Consider the following 26871-nt stretch of genomic DNA (forward strand, 5'->3'; position numbering starts at 1 on the left):
GATACCGATGCGGAATCCCGTGGCGGGATCTGCCCGAGGTCTACGGGCTCTGGCAGAGACGTGTGGACCTGGCGCCGGCGCATGGCCGCCGAGGGCACCTGGGACAAGGTGTTGGAGAAGCTGACCGCCGCAGCGGACGCCCAAGGGCTCGTGGACTGGTCCATCTGAAGCGGACTCCACGATCGCCCGCGCCCATCAGCACGCCACGAACACCACCCGCCACACTTCGGGGCTGGATCGGACTACAAGAATCCGCGGGTTGAGCCCGACGATCACGGGGTCGGCCGATCCCGGGGCGGGTTGAGCACGAAGATCCATCAGCTCGTCGACGGGGTAGGGCCGCCGTTGGCCAGCCTGACCGCCCCCGGCCAAGCCGGAGACTCACCCATGCTGCTGCCCCTGCTAGGACAGTTGCGCGTGGACCGCCCGGCAGGCCGACCATGCACCCGCCCGGACGCGGTGCTGGGCGACAAGGCGTACTCCTCCCGCCCGATCCGCGCCCATCTGCGCGCCCGTGGGATCAAGGCTGTCATCCCGGAGCCGGCGGACCAGCAGGGCCACCGCACACGCCGCGGTTCCCGCGGCGGCCGCCCCGTGGGCCTGGACACGCAGGTCTACAAGGGCCGCAACGTCATCGAGCGCCAGTACGCGCACCTGAAGCAATGGCGGGGCCTGGCGACCAGGTATGACAAGTACGCGATCGTCTACCGGGCCGCCGTGCTCCTGAACGCGGTCATCGCGTGGTCGAAACTATTGTCAGACACGCCCTAGGCCTTCCTCCACGGGGCCCCGGGATCCGCGAGCGTCTCCAGCATCAATGTGCACCACACCTGGGCTGCCCCGACCACAAGGCGCGCGTGACGCGGCCGCACCCATGTCGGCACACTCTCGGCACCATGATCGACGCCGACCTTGTTGCGGATTTCGGTGACGCCCTGCGTCAGCGACACCAAGGACTGCAAAACCTGGCGCAACGACTTGTCCTCCTCGCTAACCCCCTTGGGGGTCAGCGAGAGGGCCGTCTGTGCGTCGTTCACTAGGGCAGGTATCTTAGCTGTCCTTGAATACTCGATGGCCCGCTTGGACAACACGCACTTGGCGGTCGACTCAATGAGTGCTTTCGCTGTGCTGACCGCGAGCCGCGGATCAGTGTCTACCGATTCCGCCAAGCGATTTAAGTGGTCGAGGATCGCCGACGGATCGTCCAACGCCGCTAACGCGGCGGCACTCACCGATGGGGCATTGAGACCCGCCGCGCGGTCGGTGACTGCATACGTCCACTTGCCGACGTCGAACCCGGCTCTCTTCAGGGTGGTTGTCCACTTTTCCATGACGGGTTGCAAGTCGTAGTAGTCGTCGCCGCTCTTCGCGCGAAGGCCGATCTCCTGCATGACGTCGCTCAATACGTCGGTTAGCTTCGCCCTACCCTCGATGGAATCGAGGTTGACACCTGCGAGGTATCGGCGCACTAGGCTTCGGCGAACGCTTGTGTCGCCGCGATCGTCCTGGACGGGGCCCAAGGCAATCCCGTTGTCCTCGAACAGCGCCTCAATCTGACGCATTTCGACGCCCGTCAGGTAGTCGATCAACAGCCGTAGCACCTTCGGAGTGAACTGCGCCATGTCCGCATATTAGCGGGCTTTCAGAAGGCTGGTCACGTTTGCTGTGATGTCCAGGGGCCCAGATTGCTACGACGCCGACGTGCGCCCGGGTGCGGCAGCGTGGTTCAAGACGGACGGCGGGCTGCACCTGATCGAGCGAACCCAGTTCTACTTAGGGCTGCTCGACCGGTACTCGTGCCCATGGGTGGAGCTGCGCTCAACGCACCCTGGCCACATCCACTACGAGGACGACGTCCAGGTCGTCGTGACCCCGTACGCCTTCCCTGAGGACTGGCCGTTCCCCGAGCCGGGCTCCCCTCCGTCGTGACTTTCGACGCGTATCCGGCACGACAGAGGCCACCAATATTGCGGGCCCTTAGCCGATGCTGTGCCCGTGGGCCTCTAACGCAGGCGGCGGACCCGTACTGCCCGGCTCATGCCTTCCACTGTCATCTTGTCGTCTACTACTCGAGCTTGAGGGCGGTAGGCATAGTGGTACTCGTAGTGGTACTCCGCCTGCTTCCAGATTGAGCCATCCGTCATCTCGACGAGCGTCTCACCCTTCCAGCCTTCCCATGCACCGTTGACTGTGTAGTTCATGGGCCAACTATGACCGATTCTGGAAGGTGGCGATATGTCTATGCGGGTATACCCCTTTACACGCCCCGTCCGCCCACGAGAGCATCACGTCAGAAACGGTCCCAAACCGAGCTGTTGGACAGAAGTGTCGGAGGGTCTGAGACGTGGTGGGACAGACCGTCGGGTGCGTGTGAGGCCACCCCCGTGGGAGTCGGCCGACGCCCCGCACCCACGAACGTCGGCTCACGTCAGGGCGAGCATGGCGACGCGCCGAGGGGACGGGCGCCGAAGCCTTCTCCCGATAGAACGAGCACGTGGCGAGCCGGTGGTTGAGGGGGCCCGGCACCAGGTCTGCGACGAAGGCCCATGAGGATCTCCAGCCCCGGAAGCCAGGCTCCAGCGCTGGGCAGCTCGGCACTGCTGGGCAGCCGAGCCATCTCCACGAGCTGCGCATCACCGGGATCCCGCTCCCATTCCATGCCTTCCACCGCATTGCCCGTGGCCACCCGCCAGCGGGAGAGGATCTTCTGCGCTCGCTGCAACCGGGCGCTCACTCGGTGTGCGGGACGGGATGGGTCGCCTTCATCGTGGTGGGTCATGCTCCAGTTCGCGGGTCCGAGCGCGGGGCTCTGCTCCTCGTCCGGGAAGGGGAGGAGGGCCACGACGGCTACCCCCAGATCCTCTCGCCGCATCATTCCTGTTCCCCGTCGGCGACGTGGGCGCGGCCGCGCCGCCCGCCGGTGACCTCCAGGGCCTGGACCCGAGGCCCGGACGCGTGGACAGTCGACGAGATGGATGTGTGCGTCGCGGAAGAGATCTGGTGCGGTGGGCCCGGGCGGGGTTCGGGGCAGTGATCGACCTGGTGGTGTCTCAGGTGTGCAAGGAGCGGTGTCGTCGCTGGGGTCAGAAACGAGCGTGTCGTGCCCACCTGTCGGAGGTCGCCCGGGACATGCGTGCGGACCGGACGGGCACGTTCAGCCCGTCATCCCCACGTCCACGGCCGCCTCGCGCGCGTGCCCCGATGGGAGTGAAGGAACGTGCAGACATGGGAGGGGGAGGACGCTGAGCGGCCGGCACGTCCCACGTGGGCCCGTAGGTGCAGCGCGTGGCGAAGACCCCGCCGTCCCGTACGTCACAATGACCGACTCCGGTCTGGGCTGGAGGGGCAGGGTCGCTAGGGTGGTCCCGTGAAGACCTTCGACGAGCTGTACGCGGAACTGACGCGCAAGGTGCAAGAGCGCCCCGAGGGCTCCGGCACCGTGGCCCAGATCGACGCCGGCGTCCATGCGATCGGCAAGAAGGTCGTCGAGGAGGCGGCCGAGGTCTGGATGGCCGCCGAGTACGAGTCGGATGAGGCCGCCGCCGAGGAGATCTCTCAGCTGCTGTACCACGTGCAGACCATGATGATCGCCCGCGGCATCAGCCTCGAGGACGTCTACCGCCACCTCTGAGGCCGCCGGCCCCGTTCCCCGCCCACCGCACCCCGAGGAGACCGACGCGTGCTGCGCATCGCCGTTCCGAACAAGGGCGCCCTCGCCGAGGCCGCCCGTGAGATCCTGCAGGAAGCCGGCTACCGCCAGCGCCGCGACTCCCGCGAGCTGGTGCTCGTGGACCCCGAGAACCAGGTGGAGTTCTTCTACCTGCGTCCCCGAGACATCGCGGTGTACGTGGGCAAGGGCACCCTCGACGTCGGCCTCACCGGGCGGGACCTGTTCCGCGACGCCCAGGTCGAGGGCACAGCGGAGGAGATCATGGCGCTCGGCTTCGGCCGGTCCGTGTTCCGACTGGCCGCGCCCGTGGGCACGTTCTCCTCCGAGTCCGAGCTGGCCGGCAGGCGCATCGCCACCAGCTACGACGGGCTGCTGCACGCCTACCTGGAGCGCACCGGCCTCGACGCGGAGGTGGTCCACCTCGACGGCGCCGTGGAGTCCTCCGTCAAGCTCGGCGTGGCGGACGCGATCGCCGACGTCGTGGAGACCGGCAGCACTCTGCGCGCCGCCGGCATGGAGGTCTTCGGCGAGCCCATCCTCGACTCGGAGGCCGTGCTGATCGGCCGCGCGGGGGAGCGCCCCGAGGGCCTCGACGTGTTGCTGCGCCGCCTCAAGGGCGTGCTCGTGGCCCGCCGCTGGGTCATGATCGACTACGACATCCGCCGTGACCTGCTGGAGGCGGCCACCGCGGTCACCCCGGGGCTGGAGTCACCGACGGTCTCCCCGCTGCGGGACGAGACGATGGTCGCCGTGCGCTCCATGGTCCGCAAGCTGGACGCCAACCGCGTCATGGACGAGCTGTACGCCCTGGGCGCCCGCGGCATCCTGATCTCCGCGATCCACGCGATCCGCCTCTGACGGCCCGCGCCGTCCCGCCCGAGCCCCCCGAGACGAAGGAGCCGACGTGAGCCTCGCCGTGCGTGTCATCCCCTGCCTGGACGTGGACGCCGGGCGCGTGGTCAAGGGCGTGAACTTCGAGAACCTGAGGGACGCGGGCGACCCGGTCGAGCTCGCTCGCCGCTACAACGCCGCGGGCGCCGACGAGATCACGTTCCTCGACGTCACCGCCTCCACCTCGGACCGCGCCACGACCTACGACGTCGTGACCCGCACGGCAGAGGAGGTCTTCATCCCGCTGACCGTGGGCGGCGGCGTGCGCACCGTCGAGGACGTGGACCGGCTGCTGCGCACGGGGGCGGACAAGGTCTCCGTCAACACCGCGGCCGTGGCCCGGCCCGAGGTGATCACGGAGATCACCCGGCGCTTCGGGTCCCAGGTCCTCGTGCTCTCCCTCGACGCCCGGCGCACGGAGGACCCGGGATGCGCTTCCGGCTATGAGGTCACCACCCACGGCGGCCGCCGGGGCACCGGCATCGACACCGTCGCCTGGTGCCGGGAGGCCTCCGAGCGCGGGGTGGGGGAGATCCTGCTCAACTCGATCGACGCGGACGGCACCCGCGAGGGCTTCGACCTGGAGATGATCCGGGACGTGCGCGCCGTGACGCGGGTGCCGCTGATCGCCTCCGGCGGCGCCGGCGAGCCCGAGCACTTCCCGCCCGCCGTCGCGGCCGGTGCGGACGCGGTGCTCGCCGCCTCCCTGTTCCACTTCGGCCCGGACGACATGCTCGCCCGCGTCAAGGACGCCCTGCGGCAGGCGGGGCACACCGTCCGCTGACCCCGGCGGCCACGCCCCGCTCCGGCTCCCTAGACTGGACCTCCATGAGCATCTCCCCGCCCGACGACCTCGTGGCCACCGTGACCTTCGACGACCGGGGCCTGGTGCCCGCCATCGCCCAGCAGGAGGGCACCGGCGAGGTGCTCATGATGGCGTGGATGAACGCGGAGTCCCTGCGCGCGACGCTCGAGACCGGCTGGGCCACCTACTGGTCCCGCTCGCGCGGCGAGCTGTGGCGCAAGGGGGAGACCTCGGGCCACCTGCAGCGGGTGCGCGCGGTCCACGCGGACTGCGACGGCGACACCCTGCTGCTCACCGTGGACCAGACCGGCCCCGCCTGCCACACGGGCACCCGCACCTGCTTCACCGGCCGCGAGCTCGTCATGCCGCCGGCCGCCGTCGACCCTGAGGAGGCCGCCCGATGACCGCCGCCACCACTCCCTCCCGTGCGGAGTTCCTGCGTCTGGCGGACACCGCCCGCGTGATCCCCGTGGTCCGCACGGTGCTGGCGGACGGCCTCACGCCGCTGGCGATCCATCGGCGCCTGGCCGGCTCCCGCCCCGGCACCTTCCTGATGGAGTCCGCCACCCCGGGCGCGGCGTGGTCCCGGTACAGCTTCATCGGGGCCGGCTCCGCCGTCACCCTGACCTCGCGGGACGGCGAGGCGCACTGGCAGGGCACCCCGCCCGAGGGGCTGCCCACGCAGGGCCGCGCCCTGGACGTGCTCGCGGCGTGCCTGCGCCTGCTGAGCACGGACGTGCGCGCCGAGGTCGGAGGCGTCCTGCCGCATCTCGTCTCCGGCATGGCCGGCTTCCTGGGGTGGAACACGGTCCGCGCGTGGGAGCGCCTGCCGCACCCGCCCGAGGACCACCTCGGCCTGCCCGACCTCGCGATGAACCTCGTCACCGACCTGGCCGTGCACGACGCCCTGGACGGCACCGTGACGCTGATCGCCAACGCGGTGAACGGCAACGGCCTGGCCACCGGCGCGGACCGCGCCTACGACGACGCGCTCGCCCGTCTGGACGCCATGGTCGAGCGCCTGACCGCCCCGGCCGCGGACCCGGTCAGCGACGTCCCGCGCCGCTGGCTCGAGGCGGACGCGGACGAGGTCGCCGCCCAGGCCGAGGACCGGTGGGGCGCCGAAGGCTTCCGGGAGGCCGTCGGGAAGGCCCAGCGGGCGATCCGCGACGGCGAGGTGTTCCAGGCCGTCGTCTCCCGCCGCCTCTCGGTCACCACGGACGCCACCGGTCTGGACGTGTACCGCGTCCTGCGCATGGTGAACCCGAGCCCCTACATGTACCTCTTCTCCTTCGAGACCCCGGACGGGGAGCCGTACGAGATCGTGGGCTCCTCGCCCGAGGCGCTCGTCACCGTGCGGGACCGCCGCGTGGTCACCCATCCGATCGCCGGCTCACGGCGGCGCGGGGCCACCGCGGAGGACGACCGCCTCCTCGGCAAGGACCTGCTGGAGGACGAGAAGGAGCGGGCCGAACACCTCATGCTCGTGGACCTCTCCCGCAACGACCTCTCGCGCGTGTGCCGCCCCGGCACCGTCGAGGTCACCCAGTTCATGGAGCTCGAGGCGTTCAGCCACATCCTCCACCTGGTCTCCCACGTGGAGGGCCGCATGCGCGACGATGTCGACGCGCTCGACGTCCTCCGCGCCGCCTTCCCCGCCGGCACGCTGTCCGGCGCCCCGAAGCCCCGCGCTCTGCAGCTGCTGGACGAGTGGGAGCCGACCGAGCGCGGGCCCTACGGCGGCGTCGTCGGCTACTTCGACCTGGCGGGCAACATGGACATGGCGATCAACATCCGCTCGGCCACGCTGCACCGCGGCCAGGCGCACGTGCAGGCCGGCGCCGGCATCGTCGCCGACTCCGATCCCGACGCCGAGACCGCCGAGACCGTCACCAAGGCGACGGCGCCGCTGCGGTCCGTGCTGACCGCGGGCGAGCTGGGGCAGGCGTGATGCGCCGCCGCACCGTGGTCCTCGCCGCGCTGGCCGCCGGCGGGCTCGTGCTGCTCACGGCGGGCCGCACCTGGGTGACCGCCACGGGCCTGTCCGGCGGGATCGCCTCCGAGGCGACGACGTCGGGCGGCGCCGCCGCGCCCGTCGCCACCGCCATGGCCCTGGTCGTGATGGCCGGTGCCCTCGCCCTGACCACCGCCCGGCGCCTCGGCGCCGTGATCGTCGGCGTGCTCATGGCGCTGGCTGGGGTCGTGATCGCCTCGACCTCGGTCACCGCCGCCCTGGATCCGGCGACGACGGCGGCCGCCGCGGTCGCCGACGCGACCGGGACCACTGCGCTCGCGCAGGACTACGCCGTGACGGCGTGGCCGTGGGTCGCGGCGGCCGGCGGCGTGCTCGCGGCGCTGTGCGGCGTCGTGGCGGCACTGGCGGGCCGTGGCTGGCGTTCGTCCCGGCGCTACGAGAAGGCGCCTGCGGCCTCCGAGCCCGGCCCGGCCGCCGCCGGGGAGCAGCCCGCGCAGTCCGCCCGCGAGGCGGCCCAGCGCCGGCGCGTGGACCAGATGGACGCGTGGGACGAGCTGTCCCGCGGCAACGACCCCACGTGAGCGCCCGTCTCTCGGACCGCCCCGCACCGCCCGGGTCGTCCCGGGTCACGCGGGCCCGGTCCCGTGCCCGCATGGCACAATGAGGGACAGTCGTCATGTACACCACGCACCAGTGAGGGACAGCCATGAGCCACACCGCGAACACCGCGCACACCGAGCCCACCACCCGTCGCGCCGCCCGCCGCGGCGCCGTCGAGGACGTCGTCGTCACCGAGGACGGCCTGGTGCTCAACGACCCGACCCACCTCGAGCTGCCGGGCCACGGCAACTCGCCCGGCGCGTGGGCCATGGTGGCGCTCGTGCTCGTCGGCTTCGTGGCCGGCTGCGTCGGCCTGCTCGCCGACTGGAGCGTCGTCGTGTGGATCGGGCTCGCCCTGATGGCCGTGGGCGTCGTCGTGGGCATCGTCGCCGGCAAGGCCGGCGCGGGTCGCGGCCAGCACGGTCACTGATCCGCGTGTCCGTCCTCCAGGAGATCATCGACGGCGTCCGTGAGGACCTCGAGCCACGTCGCCGTGCCCTGCCCGAGGCGCGCCTGGCCGAGCTGGTGGCCGCCGCCCCCGCGCCGCGTGACGCCCACGCGGCCCTGCACGGCGGACGCACCGACCCCGCGGGGATCCGGGTGATCTCCGAGGTGAAGCGGGCGAGCCCCTCCAAGGGCGCGCTCGCCGAGATCCCCGAGCCGGCCACCCTGGCCCGCGCGTACGAGCGCGGCGGCGCCAGCGCCGTCTCCGTGCTCACCGAGGCCCGCCGCTTCGGCGGCAGCCTGGCCGACCTGGACGCCGTGCGCGCCGCCGTCGATCTGCCGGTCCTGCGCAAGGACTTCACCGTCACCGAGTACCAGATCCACGAGGCCCGCGCCCACGGGGCCGACCTGGTCCTGCTGATCGTGGCCGCCCTCGACGACGCCGAGCTGGCCGGCTTCCTGCAGCTCACCGAGTCCCTGGGCATGCACGCCCTCGTGGAGGCCCACACGCCCGAGGAGATCGAGCGCGGCGTCGCCGCCGGCGCCCGCATCCTCGGCGTCAACGTGCGCAACCTCAAGACCCTGGACGTCGACCCGGCCCGCTACGCAGCGCTGGCCGACGGGCTGCCCGAGGACGTCGTCCGGGTCGCCGAGTCGGGCGTCGAGTCCGAGGAGCAGATCAAGGCCTACGCCGCCGCGGGCGCCGACGTCGTGCTCGTGGGCGAGGCCCTCGTGCGCCACGGCGCCCCCGAGGAGGCGCTGCGCGCGTTCCGCGCCGCGTCCCTCACCGTCCGCTGACCGAACCAGACCCGAGGAGCGTGGTCGCCATGAGCGCCGACCGTCCGAGCACCGAGCCCGCGATCGAGTTCGAGGGGCCCTATCAGGGTCAGGCCGGACCCTACTTCGGCGACTACGGCGGGCAGTGGATGCCCGAGTCCCTCGTGGCCGCGCTGCAGGAGCTCACCCGCACCTACGAGCAGGCGCGGCAGGACCCCGCCTTCGAGGCCGAGCTGCGGACCCTGTTCCGGGACTACGTGAACCGGCCCTCCCTGCTGAGCGAGGTGCCGCGGTTCGCCGCGGACACCCCCGGGGTGCGCATCTTCCTCAAGCGCGAGGACCTCAACCACACCGGCTCGCACAAGATCAACAACGTGATCGGCCAGGCGCTGCTCGCCCGTCGCATGGGCAAGACGCGTCTGATCGCGGAGACCGGCGCCGGCCAGCACGGCGTGGCCACGGCGACGGCGGCCGCGCTGTTCGGCATGGAGTGCACCGTGTACATGGGGGAGGAGGACACCCGCCGCCAGGCCCTGAACGTGGCGCGCATGCAGATGCTCGGCGCCGAGGTGGTGCCCGTGGCGATCGGCGCCCGCACCCTGAAGGACGCGATCAACGAGGCCCTGCGGGACTGGGTCGCCTCCGTGGACACCACGCATTACCTGATGGGCACGGTCACGGGCCCGCACCCGTTCCCCGCCATGGTGCGCTACTTCCACTCCGTGATCGGCGAGGAGGCCCGCGAGCAGATCCTGGCGCAGGCCGGCCGCCTGCCGGACGCCGTCGCGGCGTGCGTGGGCGGCGGGTCCAACGCGATGGGCCTGTTCCACGGCTTCCTCGACGACCCTGAGGTGGAGCTCTACGGCTTCGAGGCCGGGGGCGAGGGCCTCGAGACCGGTCGCCACGCCGCGTCCATCACGCTCGGACGCACCGGCGTGCTGCACGGCGCCCGCACGTACCTGATGCAGGACGAGGACGGGCAGACGATCGACTCCCACTCGATCTCCGCCGGCCTGGACTACCCGGCCGTCGGCCCGGAGCACGCCTTCCTGCACGACACGGGCCGCGCCGTCTACGAGCCGGTCTCGGACACCGAGTGCATGGACGCCTTCCTCCGGCTCACGCGCACCGAGGGCATCACGCCCGCCATCGAGTCGGCCCACGCCCTGGCCGGTGCGCTGCGCCTGGCCCGCCGCTGGGCGGACGAGGGCCTCGTGGGGCCGGACGCCCCGGAGGGGGAGGAGCGGATCATCATCGTGAACCTCTCCGGCCGCGGGGACAAGGACGTCGCCACGGCGGCGGCCTGGTTCGGCCTCGGCACGGCCGCGGAGGAGAAGGACCCGCTCGAGGAGATGACCCCCGGAGAGGAGCAGTGACCGGCATGACCGTGCACTCCAAGACCGCCGCGGCCCTGGACGCCGCGAAGGCGGCCGGCCGCACCGGCCTCGTCGCCTTCCTGCCGGCCGGCTACCCGTCCGTGGACGAGTGCGTCGAGGCCGTCGTCGCCGCCGCGGAGAACGGCGCCGACGTCATCGAGCTGGGCCTGCCCTACACGGACCCCGTGATGGACGGCCCCGTGATCCAGGCCGCGACCCAGACGGCGCTACAGGCGGGTTTCCGCGTGGCCGACGTCTTCGACATCATCCGACGGGTGACCCAGCGCACCGACGCCGCGGTGCTGGTGATGACCTACTGGAACCTCGTGGACCGCATGGGCGTCGACGAGTTCGCGCGCCGCCTCGCGGAGGCCGGGGGCGCCGGTCTCGTCACCCCTGACCTCGTGCCCGAGGAGGCCGGCGCCTGGATGGAGGCCTCGGACCGTCACGGCCTGGACCGCGTGTTCCTCACCGCGCCCTCGTCCACGGACGAGCGGGTGCGCCTCACCGTCGACTCCTCCCGCGGCTTCGTGTACGCCGTGTCGGTCATGGGCGTCACCGGCACCCGCGACGCGGTGTCCACCGTCGCCGAGACCGTGGTCCGCCGGGCTCAGGATGCCGGGGCGGAGCACGTGTGCGTCGGCCTCGGCGTCTCCCAGGCGGCGCACGTCCGCGAGATCGGCGCCTACGCCGACGGCGCGATCGTCGGCACGGCCCTGGTGCGCGCGCTGACGGACGGCGGGCCGCAGGCCGTGGGCACGCTGACCCGCGAGCTCGCCGCCGGCACGGTCCGAGAGGGCTGAGGGTGACCGCCGCCCTGGCCCCGCTCGCCGCCTTCCCCGCCCCCGGGTGGGACGGGTTCCAGCTGGGCCCGGTGAAGATCCACGCGTACGCGCTGTGCATCATCCTGGGCATCGTCCTGGCGCTGTGGCTCGCCGAGCGTCGGTGGCGCGCCCGCGGCGGCCCCGAGGACCGTGTGCTCGACATCGCCCTGTGGGCCATCCCGTTCGGCTTCGTGGGCGGTCGGCTCTACCACGTGTTCTCCTCACCGGACCGGTACTTCGGGCCCGGCTTCGACGGCACGGGCGACCCGATCCAGATCCTGTACGTGTGGAACGGTGGACTGGGCATCTGGGGCGCGATCGCCCTCGGCGCCGTGGGCGCGTGGATCGCGTGCCGCCGCTACGGGCTGCGGCTGACGGCCTTCGGCGACGTCGTCGCGCCGGGCATCCTGCTGGCCCAGGCCATCGGCCGGTGGGGCAACTGGTTCAACCAGGAGCTCTTCGGCGGCCCGACGACCCTGCCCTGGGGGCTCGAGGTCGACCCGGCCAGCCCGAACTTCCCGGCCGGCTACGCCCCGGACACGCTGTTCCACCCCACGTTCCTCTACGAGTGCCTGTGGAACCTGGCCGGGGTCGCGCTGCTGCTCCTCGTGGACCGCGCGCTGCACCTGCGCCACGGCCTCATGCTGTGGTCCTACGTCGCCTGGTACACCGCGGGCCGCACGTGGATCGAGATGCTGCGCATCGACGACGCCGAGATGGTCACGCTCTTCGGCGTCACCCAGCGGCTCAACGTGTGGACGTCCCTGCTGGTGTTCGTCATCGCCCTCGCGTTCATCGTCGGGATCCTGCTGCGCCATCGCGGCGCGGCCGCCGGCCCCCACGCCCACCAGAGCGTGTGGCGCGCCGGGCACGCCCCCGAGGGCGACGACGGCGTCGCCGTCGCCGCGGGCCGCTCCGGGTCCCACGCCGTGGGCGCGGCGGAGGACGACGCCGTCCGGCGCTGACCCGCTCCCCGGCGCGCCCGCGAGGGGCGCCCGGGGCCCCGGTGTCCCACATGGTGGACATTCGGCGTGTCACAGAACGTCCGGTTCCGCACAGTGGGACGTCGCGCCCGGTAGCGTCTCTTCCACCTCGGGGCCGTCGGCCCCGAGCGTCGGGGCCAGCGCCGTCCCCGTCCGAGCCCCTGCTCTCCGGAAAGGACGGCACCATGCCCGTGGCATCCTCGCCCGCCTCGGCCCCCCGCGCGGGGGGACCGGTGGATCCCTTCGTCCGCTATGCGGACGTCCCCGCCGCCCAGGGCCTCTACGACCCGTCCCGGGAGACCGAGAACTGCGGCCTCGCCGTCATCGCCACCCTGCGGGGCACCCCGGGCCACGACATCGTCCAGCACGCGCTGACCGCCCTGCGCGCGCTCGAGCACCGCGGGGCGGTGGGCGCCGACGAGGGCACCGGCGACGGCGCCGGCCTGCTGACCCAGATCCCCGACGAGCTGTTCCGTGCCGTCGTCGACGCCGAGCTGCCCCCCGTGGGCGAGTACGTCGCCGGCACCGCCTTCCTGCCGCCCGTCGACGGCGAGCGCGCCGAGGCGAAGGAGGCCGTCGAGCGGCTGGCCGAGGAGGAGGGGCTGCAGGTCCTGGCGTGGCGCGAGGTGCCCACCGACCCCTCGGCCCTGGGCGTCGGCTCCCGGGCGGCCATGCCCGCGTTCGAGCAGCTGTTCCTGTCCCTGGCGGACGGTCAGGACGGCACCGAGCCGGGGCAGTCGCTGGACGTGCGGGCGTGGCGGGTGCGCCGCCGCGCCCAGTCCCGCGCCGGCGTCTATTTCCCCTCGCTCTCGTCCCAGACGATCGTCTACAAGGGCATGCTGACGACGGCCCAGCTGGAGCCGTTCTACCCGGACCTCTCCGACGAGCGGTTCACCACCCGGCTGGGCGTGGTCCACTCGCGGTTCTCCACCAACACGTTCCCCTCGTGGCCGCTGGCCCAGCCGTTCCGCACCATCGCGCACAACGGCGAGATCAACACGGTCAAGGGCAACCGCAACTGGATGCGCGCCCGTCAGGGCCAGCTCAAGCACCCGATGCTCGGCGAGGTCCCCGAGGACCTGTTCCCGCTGATCAGCCCCATCGGCTCGGACTCGGCCTCCTTCGACGAGGTCGCGGAGCTGCTCATGCTCTCCGGGCGCCCGCTCACCCAGGCGATCATGATGATTATCCCGGAGGCGTGGGAGAACCACGCGACCATGGACCCGGCCCGCCGCGCCTTCTACCAGTACCACTCCATGCTCATGGAGCCCTGGGACGGACCGGCCGCCGTCGCCTTCTCCGACGGCACCCAGGTGGGCGCCGTGCTGGACCGCAACGGCCTGCGCCCCGCCCGCTGGTGGGTCACCGACGACGGCCTCGTCGTCCTGGCCTCCGAGGTCGGCGTCGTGCCGATCGAGCCCTCGGCGGTGGTGCGCAAGGGGCGCGTGGCCCCGGGGCGCATGTTCCTCGTGGACACCGAGCAGGGCCGGATCATCGGCGACGACGAGATCAAGGCCGAGGTCGCCTCCGCCCAGCCGTGGGAGGACTGGGTGCGCCAGAACCTCCTGGACCTGGAGTCGCTCCCCGAGCGCGAGCACGTCCGCCACACCTCCGAGTCGATCCTGCAGCGTCAGCGCATCTTCGGGTACACCTCGGAGGAGCTGCGCATCCTCGTCGGGCCGATGGCCCAGACGGGCGCCGAGCCGCTCGGTGCGATGGGCACGGACACGCCCATCGCCGTCCTCGCCAAGCGGCCCCGGCTGCTCTTCGACTACTTCGTGCAGTCCTTCGCCCAGGTGACGAACCCGCCGCTCGACGCGATCCGCGAGGAGCAGGTGACCTCGATGCGCACCGCGATCGGCCCGCAGGGCAACGTGCTCTCCCTCGAGCAGGTGCGCACCCGCCAGGTCGACGTCCCGTTCCCCGTGATCGACAACGACCAGCTGGCCCGCATCCAGCACCTGCGCGACGCCGACGGCACCCGCCTGACCCTCAAGGTGAACGGCGTGTACCGGGTGGCCGGAGGCGTCGAGGAGCTCCGCGCCCAGCTGAAGGCGATCTGCGAGCAGGTCTCGGCCGCCGTCAACCGCGGCGTGGAGTACGTGGTGCTGTCCGACCGCGGCGCCACCGCCCAGTGGGCGCCGATCCCGTCCCTGCTGCTGACCTCCGCCGTGCACCACCACCTGCTGGCCTCGGCCAACCGCACCAAGAGCTCGCTGATCGTCGAGGCGGGCGACGTGCGCGAGGTCCACCATGTGGCCGTCCTGCTCGGCTACGGGGCCTCCGCGGTCAACCCGTACCTGGCCATGGAGTCCGCCGAGGAGCTCGTGCGCACGGGGGAGGTCTCGGGCGTCACCGCCGAGCAGGCCGTGGCGAACCTGATCAAGGCGCTCGGCAAGGGCGTCCAGAAGATCATGTCCAAAATGGGCATCTCCACGGTCGCCTCCTACACCGGCGCCCAGACGTTCGAGGCGCTCGGCCTGTCCCGGCGCTTCGTGGACCGCTACTTCGTGGGCACCACGAGCCCGCTCGACGGCGTGGGCATCGACGTCGTCGCCGCCGAGATCCAGGCGCGCCACGAGTTCGCGTATCCGCCGGACGGCAACGACATCAACCCGTACCGCGAGCTCGAGGTGGGCGGCGAGTACCAGTGGCGGCGCGAGGGCGCGCCGCACCTGTTCAACCCCGAGACCGTGTTCCGCCTCCAGCACTCCACGCGGGAGCGGCGCTACGACGTCTTCAAGGACTACACGCGTCGCGTGGACGACCAGGCGGAGGAGCTCATGACCCTGCGCGGGCTCATGCGCCTGCGTACGGGCGAGCGGCCGCCGGTGCCCGTCTCCGAGGTGGAGCCCGTCGAGTCGATCGTGCGCCGCTTCTCCACCGGCGCGATGTCCTACGGCTCCATCTCGCAGGAGGCGCACGAGACCCTCGCGATCGCCATGAACCGCCTCGGCGCCCGCTCGAACTCGGGCGAGGGCGGCGAGGACCCCGAGCGCCTGCTGGACCCGGAGCGCCGCTCGAAGATCAAGCAGATCGCCTCGGGCCGGTTCGGCGTCACCAGCCTGTACCTGGCCACCGCGACCGACCTGCAGATCAAGATGGCCCAGGGCGCCAAACCCGGCGAGGGCGGCCAGCTGATGGGGACCAAGGTGTACCCGTGGGTCGCCCGCACGCGGCACTCGACCCCGGGCGTCTCCCTGGTGTCGCCGCCGCCGCACCACGACATCTACTCGATCGAGGACCTGGCGCAGCTGATCCACGACCTCAAGCGGGCCAACCCGACCGCGCGGGTCCACGTCAAGCTCGTCTCCGAGTCCGGCGTGGGCACGGTGGCCGCGGGCGTCGCCAAGGCGCGCGCCGACGTCGTGCTCATCTCCGGCCACGACGGCGGAACGGGCGCCTCCCCGCTGAACTCCCTCAAGCACGCGGGCACCCCGTGGGAGATCGGCCTGGCCGAGGCGCAGCAGACGCTCATGCTCAACGGCCTGCGCGAGCGCGTCACCGTCCAGGTGGACGGGCAGCTCAAGACCGGCCGGGACGTCGTGATCGCCGCACTGCTCGGGGCCGAGGAGTTCGGCTTCGCGACCGCCCCGCTCGTGGTCTCCGGCTGCATCATGATGCGCGTGTGCCACCTGGACACGTGCCCCGTGGGCGTGGCCACCCAGAACCCCGAGCTGCGCGCGCGCTTCACGGGCAAGCCCGAGTTCGTCGTCAACTTCTTCGAGTTCATCGCGCAGGAGGTCCGCGAGCTGCTCTCGCAGCTGGGCTTCCGCACGCTCGACGAGGCGATCGGCCACCGCGAGCTGCTCGACGTGGACGCGGCCCTGCACCACTGGAAGTCCGAGGGCCTGGACCTCTCGGGCATCCTCGCGGACCCCTCCGTCGGCCGGCGTCCGGGCCACGAGGACGCGCCCATGCGCCGCACCACCGAGCAGGACCACGACCTCGCCTCCCACATCGACCACCGGTTCATCGCCCGGCTGGGGGACACGCTCACGACGGGCACGCCCGTCGTGATGGACGAGGCCGTCGTGAACACGGACCGGTCCGTGGGCACGCTGCTGGGCTACCACGTCACGAGCACGCGGCTCGCCGACGAGCTGGACGACGACACGATCACCGTGCGCCTGACGGGCGAGGCCGGCCAGTCCCTCGGCGCCTTCCTGCCCGCCGGCGTCACCCTGCGGCTCTCGGGCGACGCCAACGACTACGTCGGCAAGGGCCTGTCGGGGGGACGCGTGATCGTCCGCCCCGACGCCGAGGCCCCGTTCGTGGCCGAGGAGAACACCGTGGCCGGCAACGTGATCGGCTACGGCGCCACCTCGGGCCAGCTGTTCCTGCGCGGCCGCGTGGGGGAGCGGTTCCTCGTGCGCAACTCCGGCGCCACCGCGGTGGCCGAGGGCATCGGCGACCACGGCCTGGAGTACATGACCGGCGGTGAGGCGCTGATCCTCGGCGAGACCGGCCGCAACCTCGCCGCCGGCATGTCCGGCGGGCGGGCCTGGGTGCTGGACCTGGACCGGGAGGACCTGAACCCACTCGCCGTCCGCGAGGACGCCCTGATCCTCGAGGCGCCGTCCGCGCAGGACCGGCTGCGGATCGCCGAGCTGCTGGAGCTGCACCGCGCGGAGACGGGCTCCGCCGTCGCCGCCGCGCTGCTCGCCGACCTGCGGGCCGGCGGGGACGCCGCCGACGCCGCGTGGGACCGCTTCACGACCGTCCTGCCCCGGCAGTACGACCTCGTGCTGCGCACCCGTCAGGCCGCGACGGCCGAGGGACTCGACCCGGACGGGGAGGCCGTCTGGGACCGACTGCTGGAGGTGACCCGTGGCTGATCCGCGCGGATTCCTGAAGAACCGGGAGCGCGTCGAGCGCCCCACGCGTCCGGTGCCGGTGCGCATCATGGACTTCAAGGACGTGTACGTCCGCCAGGACGAGGCGATCGTGCGCACCCAGGCCGGCCGGTGCATGGACTGCGGCATCCCGTTCTGCCACTCCGGGTGCCCGCTGGGCAACCTCATCCCGGAGTGGAACGACCTGGTCCGGCGGGGACGCTGGGCCGAGGCCGCCGCGCGACTGCACTCGACCAACAACTTCCCCGAGGTCACCGGGCGGATCTGCCCCGCCCCGTGCGAGGACTCCTGCACCCTGGGCATCAACCAGCCCGCGGTCACCATCAAGCAGACCGAGGTGGCGATCGCGGAGCAGATCTTCGACAACGACTGGCTCGAGCCGGTCGTGCCGGCCCGCCTGAACGGCCACACCGTGGCCGTCGTCGGCTCGGGCCCGGCGGGACTGGCCGCGGCGCAGCAGCTCACCCGCGCCGGCTTCACCGTGGTGGTCTACGAGCGCGACGAGCGCCTCGGCGGCCTGCTGCGGCTGGGCATCCCGGACTTCAAGCTGGAGAAGGACGTCCTGGACCGGCGCCTGGCGCAGATGGAGGCCGAGGGCACCCGGTTCCGCACCGGCGTGGAGATCGGCGTCGACCTGCCCTGGGACCAGCTCAAGGCCCGCTTCGACGCCGTGATCGTGGCGACCGGCGCCCCCGTGGCCCGCGAGCTGCCCGTCCCCGGCCGCGGCCTCGACGGGATCCACCTCGCCATGGACTACCTCGTGCAGTCCAACCGCGCGGTCGCCGGCGACGAGGTCCCGGACCAGATCTCCGCCGAGGGGCGCCACGTGGTGATCCTCGGCGGCGGCGACACTGGCGCGGACTGCATCGGCACCGCGCACCGCCAGGGGGCGGCGTCCGTGACGACGCTGGCGATCGGCCAGCAGCTGCCGGTCGAGCGCCCCGTCCACCAGCCGTGGCCCACGATCCCCAAGGTCCACCGGCAGACCACGGCCGACGCCGAGGGCGGCGCCCGCGCGCACCTTGCCTCCACGGTCGAGTTCCTCGGCGACGAGCACGGCCGCGTGCGCGCCCTGCGCGTGGCGGAGACCGAGTACCGCGAGGACGGCACGCGCGGGCCCAAGGCGGGCACCGAGCGCGAGGTCCAGGCGGACCTGGTGCTGCTGGCGCTGGGCTTCACCGGCATCGAGGAGGGGCTGCTCACGCAGCAGCTCGGCGTGCACGTGACACGCGGGCTCGTGGCCCGGAAGGACGGGTACGAGACCGACGAGCCGGGCGTGTTCGCGTGCGGCGACGCCGGGCGCGGCGCCTCCCTGGTGGTCTGGGCCATCGCCGAGGGGCGTGCGTGCGCGCAGGAGGTCGACGAGTCGCTCGAGCGCTGGTCCCGACTGCCGCACCCCGTGGACCCGGACGACCGCGGCCTCGTCCTCGGCTGAGTCCTCCGTCTCATCTTCCGACGCCACGCGGGCCCGCCCTCCACCGAGGGCGGGCCCGCCCCCTATCGTGGGTCGCATGCGACACGCCAAGATCATCGCCACCTTCGGGCCCGCCACCGACTCCGACGAGACCACCCGCTCGATCATCCGGGCGGGGGCGGACGTGGTCCGCCTCAACATGAGCCACGGGGACCACGAGGTGCACGCGGCCTCCTTCGAGCGGGTGCGCCGGCTCAGCGTGGAGGAGCGGCGCCCGGTCGCGATCTTCGCGGACCTCCAGGGCCCCAAGATCCGCCTCGGCCGCTTCACCGACGGCCCGCATCTGCTCGAGAGGGGCGATCGGATCACCATCACCACCCGGGACGTGCCCGGGACCCGCGAGCTGGTCGGCACCACCCACAAGGGGCTGCCCGGGGACGTCGCCCCCGGTGACGTGCTCCTGGTGGACGACGGCAAGGTGCGCCTGCGCGCCGTCGAGGTCACGGACACGGACGTGCTGGCCGAGGTCGAGGTGCCGGGCATGGTCTCGGACAACAAGGGGATCAACCTGCCCGGCGTGGCGGTGAACGTGCCCGCCCTGTCCGAGAAGGACGAGCGGGACCTGCGCTGGGCGCTGCGCACCGGCGTGGACATGGTGGCGCTGTCCTTCGTGCGGGACGCCGCGGACGTGGACCGGGTGCACGAGATCATGGACGAGGAGGAGCGCCGAGTCCCGGTCATCGCCAAGATCGAGAAGCCCCAGGCGGTGGAGAACCTCGAGGCCATCGTGGACGCGTTCGACGCCATCATGGTGGCCCGCGGCGACCTCGGTGTGGAGCTGCCGCTCGAGGACGTGCCCGTGGTGCAGAAGCGTGCGGTGGACCTCGCCCGCCGGTGGGCGAAGCCGGTCATCGTGGCCACCCAGGTGCTCGAGTCGATGATCGACAGCCCGCGCCCGACGCGCGCCGAGGCCTCGGACTGCGCCAACGCCGTGCTCGACGGCGCGGACGCCGTCATGCTCTCGGGCGAGACCTCAGTGGGCGCGTATCCAGTCGAGACGGTCCAGACGATGGCCCGGATCATCGAGTCCACCGAGACCCACGGCCTCGAACTCATCCACCCGCTCGGCTCGCGTCCCCGCACGCGCGGCGGCGCGATCACCCGGGCCGCCGTCGAGGTCGCGAACCAGCTCGAGATCCCGTTCCTCGCCACGTTCACCGAGTCCGGCGACTCGGCCCGTCGGCTCAGCCGCCTGCGGCCGCGTCAGCCGATCTACGCGTTCACCCACCACGAGCACACGCACAACATCCTGTGCCTGACGTGGGGCGTCTACCCGAAGATGGTCCCGTTCCAGGACTCCACGGACAAGATGACCCTCCAGGTCGAGCAGTCGCTCACGTCGGAGGGCATCGCCGAGCACGGCGACCTCGTGGTGATCGCCGCCGGGTCCCCTCCCGGGGCCGTGGGCTCCACGAACACGCTGCGTGTGCACCGCGTGGGCGACGACGCCGCGGGCGGCTCGTCCGCGGCGTCGCCGCAGACGCGCGAGCCCGTCGGCTTCTGGCCGGCCCGCTCCCCGCTCTGACGAGCGCGCGGGCGCCGCTCAGCCGACCTGGTCGATGACGGCCTGCGCGACCTCCCGCATGGTCAGGCGCCGGTCCATGGAGGTCTTCTGGATCCAGCGGAAGGACTCGGCCTCGGTCAGGCGCATCCGCTCCTGGAGCAGCGCCTTGGCCCGGTCCACGATCTTGCGGGTCTCCAGGCGGTCGCCCAGGTCCCGCACCTCGGCCTCGAGGCTGCGCAGCTCGTCGAAGCGGGCCACGGCCAGTTCGATGGCGGGGACCAGGTCGGCCTCGGTGAAGGGCTTGACCACGTAGGCCATGGCCCCGGCCGTCCGGGCGCGCTCCACCAGCTCGCGCTGGCTGAAGGCGGTCAGCATGACCACGGGGGCGAGCCGTTCCCCGGCGATCTCGCCCGCAGCCGCGATGCCGTCCATCACGGGCATCTTCACGTCCATCACCACGATGTCCGGGCGGTGCTCGCGCACGGCCTCGACGGCGGCGCGGCCGTCGCCGGCCTCGGCGACCACCCGGTAGCCCGCCCCGGTGAGCACCTCCACCAGGTCGAGGCGGATGAGGGTCTCGTCCTCGGCGACGACGGCCCGCAGGCCGGTCTCCTCGGGAGGCGTCAGCGTGGACACGGCAGCTCCTTCGCGCGGGCCGGGACGGCGTCGGTGCGGCGCCGCTGGTGGTCCACCAGGCTACCGTGCGCGATGAGTGCGGCGCGGGCGCGGCGGCGGTGACCCCCCGCCGGAAGGCCGGGGACGCCGGGTCGGGGCGCTGATAGGGTGATCGAGTCCCGCCTCCGGGCGGCACTGCCCGAATGGTGGAATCGGTAGACACGCCGCACTCAAAATGCGGTGCCGAGAGGCGTGTGGGTTCGAGTCCCACTTCGGGCACCGTCGGCGCGCGGCCACCCGCCGTGGGCGCCGTGTCCGTGACCGATCGACCCGAGATGAGTGGTGTCCTGTGCTCCTGACCAGCCTCCTGCTGACCCTCCTCTCGGTGGTGGCGGCCGTCCCGGCCTCCCGGGCGCTGGGCAGGGACGCGGGCTGGGTCCTGGCCGCACCCCTGCTGGCCGCGGCCGGCGTGCTGATCGCGGCGTGGACGGGCGACGTCCGGACGGAGCACCATCCGTGGATCCCCGCGGTCGGGGTGGACCTCGACCTCCGGCTGAACGGCCTGGCCCTGGTGTTCGCCATGATCGTCCTCGTCATCGGCGCCGCGATCCTCGCCTACTCCAGCCGGTACCTCAGTCGGGACCGCACGGAGAGCCGACCCGGCTCCTTCTACCTGCTGATGACCGCGTTCGCGGCGTCGATGCTGCTGCTGGTGCTCGCCGACAACATCGTGGTCCTCTTCGTCGCGTGGGAGTTCACCTCCTTCACCTCCTTCTTCCTCATCGGGCGCTCGGGGGACCATGCCCGCGACCCCGCGATCCGGACCCTGCTCGTGACCGTGGGCGGCGGCCTCGCGCTGCTGGCCGCCGTCGCCCTCATGGCCGTGCGGACCGGCACTGCCTCGCTGTCCGGGGTGTTGGCCTCGGACGTGTGGTCCGAGGCGGGCTTCACCACCACGGTCGCCGTCCTGCTGGCGGTGGCCGCGTTCACCAAGTCCGCCCAGTTCCCGTTCCAGGCGTGGCTGCCGGACTCCATGGTGGCCATCTCCCCGGTCTCCGCCTACCTGCACGCCGCGGCGATGGTCAAGGCCGGCATCTTCCTGCTGCTGGTGTTCAGCCCGGTCCTGGCCGGGAACCCGGTGTGGTCCGCGCTGTTGATCGGCTCGGGCCTCATCACGGCCCTGCTGGGCGCCGTCTCCGCGATCCGTCGCCACGACCTCAAGGGTCTGCTGGCCTACTCCACGATGAGCCAGTTGGGCCTGCTGGTGACCGCCATCGGCATCGGCACCCCCGTCGCGCTTACCGCGGCGATCGTGCACACCGTGGCGCACGCGCTGTTCAAGTCGGCGCTGTTCATGCTGATCGGCGTGGTCGACCACGAGGCCGGCACCCGCGACCTGCGAGAGCTCGCGGCCCGCCACGTGCGCATGCCGGTCACCGGCACGGCGATCGCCGTCGCCGCCCTGTCGATGGCGGGCATCCCGCCGCTGTTCGGCTTCATCTCCAAGGAGGGCCTGGTCGAGGCCGCTCTCGGGACCCCCGGTCCCGCATGGCTCCCCGTCCTCGTCACCGCCGGCATCGCCCTGACCTCCGTGTTCACCGTGGCCTACTCCGGCCGTCTCGTGCTCGGCGCCCTGGGCCTCTGGGGTCCAAGCCCGGACGGGGCCGCCCATTCGTGGCCGACCGGCCGGGAGGACGAGGTCCACGAGGCTTCTGCCACCTTCTGGGGCGTGCCCGTGCTGGCCGCGGCCGCGGGCGTGGCCCTGGGCCTGCTGCCCGGTGTGCTGGACACCCCCGTCTCCTACGCGGCCGAGGCCGCCTCCGGCGCGGAGGTGCACGCGCACCTGGCGCTGTGGCACGGCGTGAACACGGCCCTGCTCGTCTCCGCCGCCATCATCGTGCTCGGTCTGCTGCTGGTGGCCTTGCGCCGCCCGGTGGAGCGCGTGGCCTCCCACGCCGCCCTGCCGTTCTCCGCCCTGGATGCGGTGGACGAGGTTCGGCACCGGCTGATCGGCGTCGGCGCGGTCGTCTCGCGCGCCTCCGGCACCCTGGCTCCCCGCCCCCACCTCCTCATCCCCGCCCTGGTCCTGGGGCTCCTCGCCGTGGCCGGTGTCGCCACGATCGAGGATTTGCCTGCCGTCGTCGGCCAGCCCTCGCGCTGGCACGACTGGGTGCTGGTCGTCCTGGTGGGTGCCGGCGTGATCGCCACCATCCGCGCCAAGACGCGCATCGCCGCCATGGTGGTGGTCGGCGTCGTAGGGTTCGGCATGACCCTGTGGTTCCTCACCCTCGGCGCCGTGGACGTGGCCCTGACCCAGCTGATGGTCGAGGTGCTCACGGTGTGCGTCATGGTGCTGCTGCTGCGCCGCCTGCCCGCCCGCTTCAGCGACGAGCCGACCCCGCGCAGGATGCAGGCGGTCCTCGCCGCCTCCGTCGCCGGCGTCGCCGCGACCCTGGGCGTGTTCGCGTTCACCGGCCGCTCCAGCATGTCGGAGATCGCCCACTTCTACCTGACCCAGAGCTATGCCCAGGCTGGGGGGACCAACGTGGTGAACGTGATCCTCGTGGACTTCCGCGCCGTGGACACGTGGGGCGAGATGACCGTGCTCGGGGCGACGGCGCTGACCATCGCGGCCCTGTTGCTCAACCGTCGGCCGACGCCTCCACAGCCCTCCGCCGTGGACATGCGCTCCCCACTCGCCCACGTGCGCGAGAACCTCGTCCACATCCGGGTGTTCGGCCGTGTCTTCGGCGTGCTGATCATCCTGCTGTCCGCGTTCCTGCTGCTGCGCGGGCACTACGAGCCCGGCGGCGGCTTCATCGCCGCACTGGTCGCCGGTGCCGGCTACGCCCTGCTCTACCTGGCCGCCGACTCGGACACGGCCCCGGAGTTGCGGTGGCCGTACCTGGCCTTCATCGGCTCGGGCATCGCCGTCGGCACCGCGACGGGGATCGTCGGTTACCTCACCGGCAAGGGCTTCCTCGGAGCCGCGGGAGTGAAGGTCCTGGACTACGGGCTCTCCACCACGCTCGCGTTCGACATGGGCGTGTACCTGGCCGTGATCGGCCTGATCGTGGCCGCGTTCTCCCTGCTCGGCCCCGAGCGGCCGGGTGAGGACCCGCTCCGCGCCTCGAGCCGTGACCCCGGCGTCGCGCCGGCGGCCCCGTCCTCCGATCCCTCGGCCCCGACCACCACGACTGCACGAGAGGAGGTCACCCGATGACCGTCGCCCTTACCGTGGGACTTCTGACCTTCGGCGCGTTCTACCTGTTCTCCAAGCGCGAGCTGCTGCGCGTGATCCTCGGCATGGTCCTGCTGGGCCACGCCGCCAACCTGGCCATCATCGCCGCGGGCGGCACCGACCGCCGCGGGCTGCCCTTCGCGGGGACCTCAGACGTCGAGGTGCAGGCCGATGCCCTGCCGCAGGCCTTCGTCCTGACCGCTATCGTGATCGCCTTCGCGATCACCGTGCTGCTGCTCGCGCTGGCCGTCACCGGGCGCGCGGACGACGCGGTGGCCTCGCCGGGGGAGACCCGCGACTCCCTGGAGCAGGCCGCCGCCGACGCACGCTTCCCGCGCGAGGAGCGGCACGCCGCGGCCGGCCGGATCGCGCAGCACTACGCCGGCCAGGGCCCGGAGGTGCGTCGATGAGCGCCGTCCCGCTGGGCCAGTTGCTGCCCCTCTTCGCCGCCGTCCCGCTGCTGTCCGCCGGTCTGCTCGTGCTGGCGGGGGAGCGTCCCCGCCTCCACCGGGCAGTCCTGTTCGCGGTGCTCGGACTCGTCACCACCGGCGGGCTGGCCCTGGGCGTCCACGCCCTCGACGGGTCCGTGCTCGCCACCTCGCTGGGCGGCTGGCCCGGGGGCATCGGGATCGGCTTCGCAGCGGACATGCTGTCCGCCCTGATGCTCGTGCTCACGAGCGCCCTCACGATCGTGGGCGCGGCGTTCGCCTACGGCTCCCGCGTCGCTAACTCCCAGTTCTTCGCCCCGCTGCTCCTGATCCTCATCGGCGGAGTCAACGGCGCCCTGCTGACGGCGGACCTGTTCAACCTGTTCGTGTTCATCGAGGTCATGTTGGTGCCCAGCTACGGCCTCTACGTCCTCTCCGCCAACCGCCGTGAGCCCCTGCGCCGAGTGGACGGGGCGCGGCTGTACGTCACCCTCAACCTGCTAACCTCCACGATCCTCCTGGTCGGCGTCGGCTTCGTCTACGGGCTGACCGGCTCGGTGAACCTCGCGATGCTCGCCGGGTCCGCCGCGGCGGACCCACGCATCGCGATCGCCGCGGGCATGGTGCTGTTCGCACTGTCCATCAAGGCCTCGGTGGCCCCGCTGCACGGCTGGCTGGCCTGGGCGTACTCCTCGACCTCCCCGGCGGTGACGGCCCTCTTCGCCGCCCTGCACACCAAGGTCGCCGTGTACGGGCTCTACCGGATCTACTCCGTCATGTACGACGGCGATGCGCGTCTGCTGCCGCTCATCCTGGTCCTGTCCCTCGCCACCCTCGTGGTGGGTGCGCTCGCCTCGGTCGGTGAGCACGGTGTGCGCGCCGTGTTGTCGTGGCAGATGGTGAGCGGCATCGGCGGCATCCTCGTCGGACTCGGGCTCTCCACGCGCCTGGGTCTCGCGGCGGGCCTGTTCTACCTCGTGCACCACATGGTGGCGATGGGCTGCCTCCTGATGGCCGCCGGCGCGATCGAGGTGCGCTACGGCACCGGCCGTCTCGCGGACCTGCAGGGCCTGGCCCGGCGCGAGCCGCTGATCGCCGTCGCCTTCTTCGTGGGCCTGCTCTCCCTGGTCGGCATCCCGCCCTTCTCCGGGTTCGTGGGCAAGCTCATGCTCGTCAGCGCCGGCCTGGACGCCGGCCGCGGTGTCACCGCTGCGCTGGTGCTGGGCGCCTCCCTGGTGAGCCTGTGGGCTCTGCTGCGGGTGTGGGACGCCTGGTTCTGGGGCGCTCCGACGGCCCCACACGGGCACCGCGAGCGCCTGGCCACCGCGGCCATGCCCATCGTGGGCCGGGCGGGCTCCGTGCCGTCGCCCTCCGGCCGCGGCTCGAGCACCGACCACGAGCGCACCGAGTCGTGGGCCTCGCAGGAGACCCTCGATCCGCCCACGGGCGTGCTGCCGGTGACCGTGGATCCGGACGAGGACGTCACGCGCTCCCGCATCCCAGGCCGGCTGGCCGCCCCCGCCGTCGTCCTAGCTATGGCCACCCTCGCCCTCGGGCTCGGCGGTCAGGCCCTGTGGACCGTCACCGACCTCGCGGCTCAGGGCCTGATGGACCCCAGCAGGTACATCGAGGCGGTGCTCAACCCATGAGCACCGCACTCCCGCAGCCTCCGGAAGGAGACGCCCCCATGCACACCGTCGCCCCCGCCGACGGGACCGTCGACCTGGCGCCCGGCACGGCCTCCGCCGTGTCCTGGCCTTGGCGGTGGCTCGTGTTCTGGTGCTGGTACGCGTGGGCCCTGGTGACCTCTTCGAAGGCGGTCATCAAGGACCTCGTCACCCCCGGCGTCCAGGCGCGCTCGGGCATCGCCCGCGTGCGCAGCAACTGCCGCACGGACGCCGAGGTCACCCTGCTCTCGGCGCTGATCACCCTGACGCCCGGCACGTTGACGCTGGGCACCCGGCGTGCCGGCGCCGTCGGTGACGAGGACGGTGACCCGGACGCGCGGCGCCTGCTCTACGTGCACGGCCTGTACGCTGACGACGCCGACGCCCTCCGCGCGGAGATCCACGACATGGAGGCGCGCATGCTCCACGCGATGCGGAAGACGGGGGTGGCATGATGCCCTTCGCCTACGACTGGTCCCTGGTGGGGATCGACCTGGCCATCGCGCTGCTGACCGTGTCGGCGCTCGTGTCCGCGTACCGGATCGTGGTGGGCCCGCTCGACGCGGACCGCGCGGTCTCGGGCGACCTGCTCACGTTCAGCGTGCTCGGGATGCTCGTGCTGTTCGGCGTCCGGGCGGACAACCCGTGGACGTTCGACTTGGTCCTGATCGCCGCGGTCGTGGCCTTCCTGTCCGGCATGTCCCTGGCCCGCGCGCTCACGCGCGGCAAGCGTTGAGGAGG

General features: G+C 72.3%; 23 protein-coding genes, 1 tRNA gene and 1 pseudogene. 22 read left to right on the forward strand and 3 right to left on the reverse strand.

Going from position 1 to position 26871, the window contains the following annotated elements; all coding sequences use genetic code 11:
* Positions 1-771: pseudogene (locus ACUJ8O_RS01625) on the forward strand (IS5 family transposase); the annotation flags it as partial.
* On the opposite strand, the gene ACUJ8O_RS01630 reads toward ACUJ8O_RS01625, so the two are convergent.
* The gene (locus tag ACUJ8O_RS01630) at positions 768-1622 is read right to left on the reverse strand and encodes an abortive infection family protein (RefSeq protein ID WP_020627977.1); all 855 of its coding nucleotides are present in this window, start codon (positions 1620-1622) and stop codon (positions 768-770) included. The pseudogene ACUJ8O_RS01625 and the gene ACUJ8O_RS01630 sit on opposite strands and share 4 nt — an antisense overlap.
* A 46-nt stretch (positions 1623-1668) precedes the next feature.
* On the opposite strand from ACUJ8O_RS01630, the gene ACUJ8O_RS01635 reads away from it, so the two are divergent.
* Positions 1669-1929 carry a hypothetical protein gene (locus tag ACUJ8O_RS01635; protein WP_020627976.1) on the forward strand — a complete coding sequence of 87 codons (261 nt, stop codon included), beginning with the start codon at positions 1669-1671 and terminating at the stop codon, positions 1927-1929.
* A gap of 74 nt (positions 1930-2003) precedes the next feature.
* On the opposite strand, the gene ACUJ8O_RS01640 is transcribed toward ACUJ8O_RS01635, so the two are convergent.
* Complete coding sequence (locus ACUJ8O_RS01640; RefSeq protein ID WP_083908063.1) at positions 2004-2201, reverse strand: hypothetical protein; 198 nt, start codon at positions 2199-2201, stop codon at positions 2004-2006.
* 1166 nt (positions 2202-3367) lie between these two features.
* On the opposite strand from ACUJ8O_RS01640, the gene ACUJ8O_RS01645 reads away from it, so the two are divergent.
* The 14 genes from ACUJ8O_RS01645 (at position 3368) to pyk (ending at position 20200) form a co-directional block, all read left to right on the forward strand.
* Positions 3368-3631, forward strand: coding sequence for a phosphoribosyl-ATP diphosphatase (locus tag ACUJ8O_RS01645; protein ID WP_010078767.1), 264 nt, complete (start codon positions 3368-3370; stop codon positions 3629-3631).
* 48 nt (positions 3632-3679) lie between these two features.
* Positions 3680-4528, forward strand: a complete 849-nt coding sequence (gene hisG / locus ACUJ8O_RS01650) for an ATP phosphoribosyltransferase (RefSeq protein ID WP_049146867.1) — start codon at positions 3680-3682, stop codon at positions 4526-4528.
* A gap of 46 nt (positions 4529-4574) precedes the next feature.
* Entirely contained in the window at positions 4575-5345 is a 771-nt protein-coding gene (gene hisF, locus ACUJ8O_RS01655; protein WP_049146869.1) for an imidazole glycerol phosphate synthase subunit HisF, read from the forward strand.
* Positions 5346-5389: 44 nt separating this feature from the next.
* Positions 5390-5770: a phosphoribosyl-AMP cyclohydrolase gene (gene hisI, locus ACUJ8O_RS01660; protein WP_095346679.1), complete on the forward strand. Its 381-nt coding sequence runs from the start codon at positions 5390-5392 to the stop codon at positions 5768-5770.
* Positions 5767-7317 carry a chorismate-binding protein gene (locus ACUJ8O_RS01665; protein WP_049146872.1) on the forward strand — a complete coding sequence of 517 codons (1551 nt, stop codon included), beginning with the start codon at positions 5767-5769 and terminating at the stop codon, positions 7315-7317. The genes hisI and ACUJ8O_RS01665 overlap by 4 nt, the downstream gene beginning before the upstream one ends.
* A complete protein-coding gene (locus ACUJ8O_RS01670; RefSeq protein ID WP_044658968.1) occupies positions 7317-7922 on the forward strand; it encodes a Trp biosynthesis-associated membrane protein in 606 nt (201 codons plus the stop codon). The genes ACUJ8O_RS01665 and ACUJ8O_RS01670 overlap by 1 nt, the downstream gene beginning before the upstream one ends.
* Positions 7923-8047: 125 nt before the next feature.
* Positions 8048-8371: an HGxxPAAW family protein gene (locus ACUJ8O_RS01675; protein ID WP_010078761.1), complete on the forward strand. Its 324-nt coding sequence runs from the start codon at positions 8048-8050 to the stop codon at positions 8369-8371.
* A 5-nt stretch (positions 8372-8376) separates the two neighbouring features.
* Complete coding sequence (gene trpC / locus ACUJ8O_RS01680; RefSeq protein ID WP_049146874.1) at positions 8377-9183, forward strand: indole-3-glycerol phosphate synthase TrpC; 807 nt, start codon at positions 8377-8379, stop codon at positions 9181-9183.
* 29 nt (positions 9184-9212) lie between these two features.
* On the forward strand, positions 9213-10538 hold the full coding sequence (trpB, locus tag ACUJ8O_RS01685; RefSeq protein ID WP_371506554.1) for a tryptophan synthase subunit beta: 1326 nt from the start codon (positions 9213-9215) through the stop codon (positions 10536-10538).
* Entirely contained in the window at positions 10535-11341 is an 807-nt protein-coding gene (gene trpA / locus ACUJ8O_RS01690) for a tryptophan synthase subunit alpha (RefSeq protein WP_073116851.1), read from the forward strand. The genes trpB and trpA overlap by 4 nt, the downstream gene beginning before the upstream one ends.
* A gap of 2 nt (positions 11342-11343) precedes the next feature.
* Positions 11344-12327, forward strand: a complete 984-nt coding sequence (gene lgt, locus ACUJ8O_RS01695; protein WP_069941449.1) for a prolipoprotein diacylglyceryl transferase — start codon at positions 11344-11346, stop codon at positions 12325-12327.
* 203 nt (positions 12328-12530) lie between these two features.
* Positions 12531-17183, forward strand: coding sequence for a glutamate synthase large subunit (gene gltB / locus ACUJ8O_RS01700; RefSeq protein WP_036338633.1), 4653 nt, complete (start codon positions 12531-12533; stop codon positions 17181-17183).
* The gene (locus ACUJ8O_RS01705; RefSeq protein ID WP_158183747.1) at positions 17176-18636 is read left to right on the forward strand and encodes a glutamate synthase subunit beta; all 1461 of its coding nucleotides are present in this window, start codon (positions 17176-17178) and stop codon (positions 18634-18636) included. The genes gltB and ACUJ8O_RS01705 overlap by 8 nt, the downstream gene beginning before the upstream one ends.
* Positions 18637-18712: 76 nt before the next feature.
* Positions 18713-20200, forward strand: coding sequence for a pyruvate kinase (pyk, locus tag ACUJ8O_RS01710; RefSeq protein ID WP_036338629.1), 1488 nt, complete (start codon positions 18713-18715; stop codon positions 20198-20200).
* 18 nt (positions 20201-20218) lie between these two features.
* On the opposite strand, the gene ACUJ8O_RS01715 is transcribed toward pyk, so the two are convergent.
* Entirely contained in the window at positions 20219-20815 is a 597-nt protein-coding gene (locus ACUJ8O_RS01715) for an ANTAR domain-containing response regulator (protein ID WP_010078752.1), read from the reverse strand.
* Between the two features lie 176 nt (positions 20816-20991).
* Here ACUJ8O_RS01715 and ACUJ8O_RS01720 point away from each other — a divergent pair.
* The 6 genes from ACUJ8O_RS01720 to ACUJ8O_RS01745 all read left to right on the forward strand — a co-directional run bounded on the left by ACUJ8O_RS01720 (position 20992) and on the right by ACUJ8O_RS01745 (position 26866).
* Positions 20992-21073: transfer RNA gene (locus tag ACUJ8O_RS01720), tRNA-Leu, on the forward strand.
* Between the two features lie 70 nt (positions 21074-21143).
* Positions 21144-24017 carry a DUF4040 family protein gene (locus ACUJ8O_RS01725; RefSeq protein WP_445373098.1) on the forward strand — a complete coding sequence of 958 codons (2874 nt, stop codon included), beginning with the start codon at positions 21144-21146 and terminating at the stop codon, positions 24015-24017.
* The gene (locus ACUJ8O_RS01730) at positions 24014-24445 is read left to right on the forward strand and encodes a cation:proton antiporter subunit C (protein ID WP_010078750.1); all 432 of its coding nucleotides are present in this window, start codon (positions 24014-24016) and stop codon (positions 24443-24445) included. Before ACUJ8O_RS01725 ends, ACUJ8O_RS01730 begins: the two co-directional genes overlap by 4 nt.
* Positions 24442-26112, forward strand: a complete 1671-nt coding sequence (locus ACUJ8O_RS01735; RefSeq protein WP_010078749.1) for a monovalent cation/H+ antiporter subunit D family protein — start codon at positions 24442-24444, stop codon at positions 26110-26112. The genes ACUJ8O_RS01730 and ACUJ8O_RS01735 overlap by 4 nt, the downstream gene beginning before the upstream one ends.
* Positions 26109-26585, forward strand: coding sequence for a Na+/H+ antiporter subunit E (locus ACUJ8O_RS01740; RefSeq protein WP_141117357.1), 477 nt, complete (start codon positions 26109-26111; stop codon positions 26583-26585). Before ACUJ8O_RS01735 ends, ACUJ8O_RS01740 begins: the two co-directional genes overlap by 4 nt.
* Entirely contained in the window at positions 26582-26866 is a 285-nt protein-coding gene (locus tag ACUJ8O_RS01745; RefSeq protein WP_010078747.1) for a monovalent cation/H+ antiporter complex subunit F, read from the forward strand. Before ACUJ8O_RS01740 ends, ACUJ8O_RS01745 begins: the two co-directional genes overlap by 4 nt.
* The last annotated feature ends 5 nt before the right edge of the window (positions 26867-26871 follow it).

Source organism: Micrococcus sp. EWR3.9.1 (assembly GCF_052615555.1).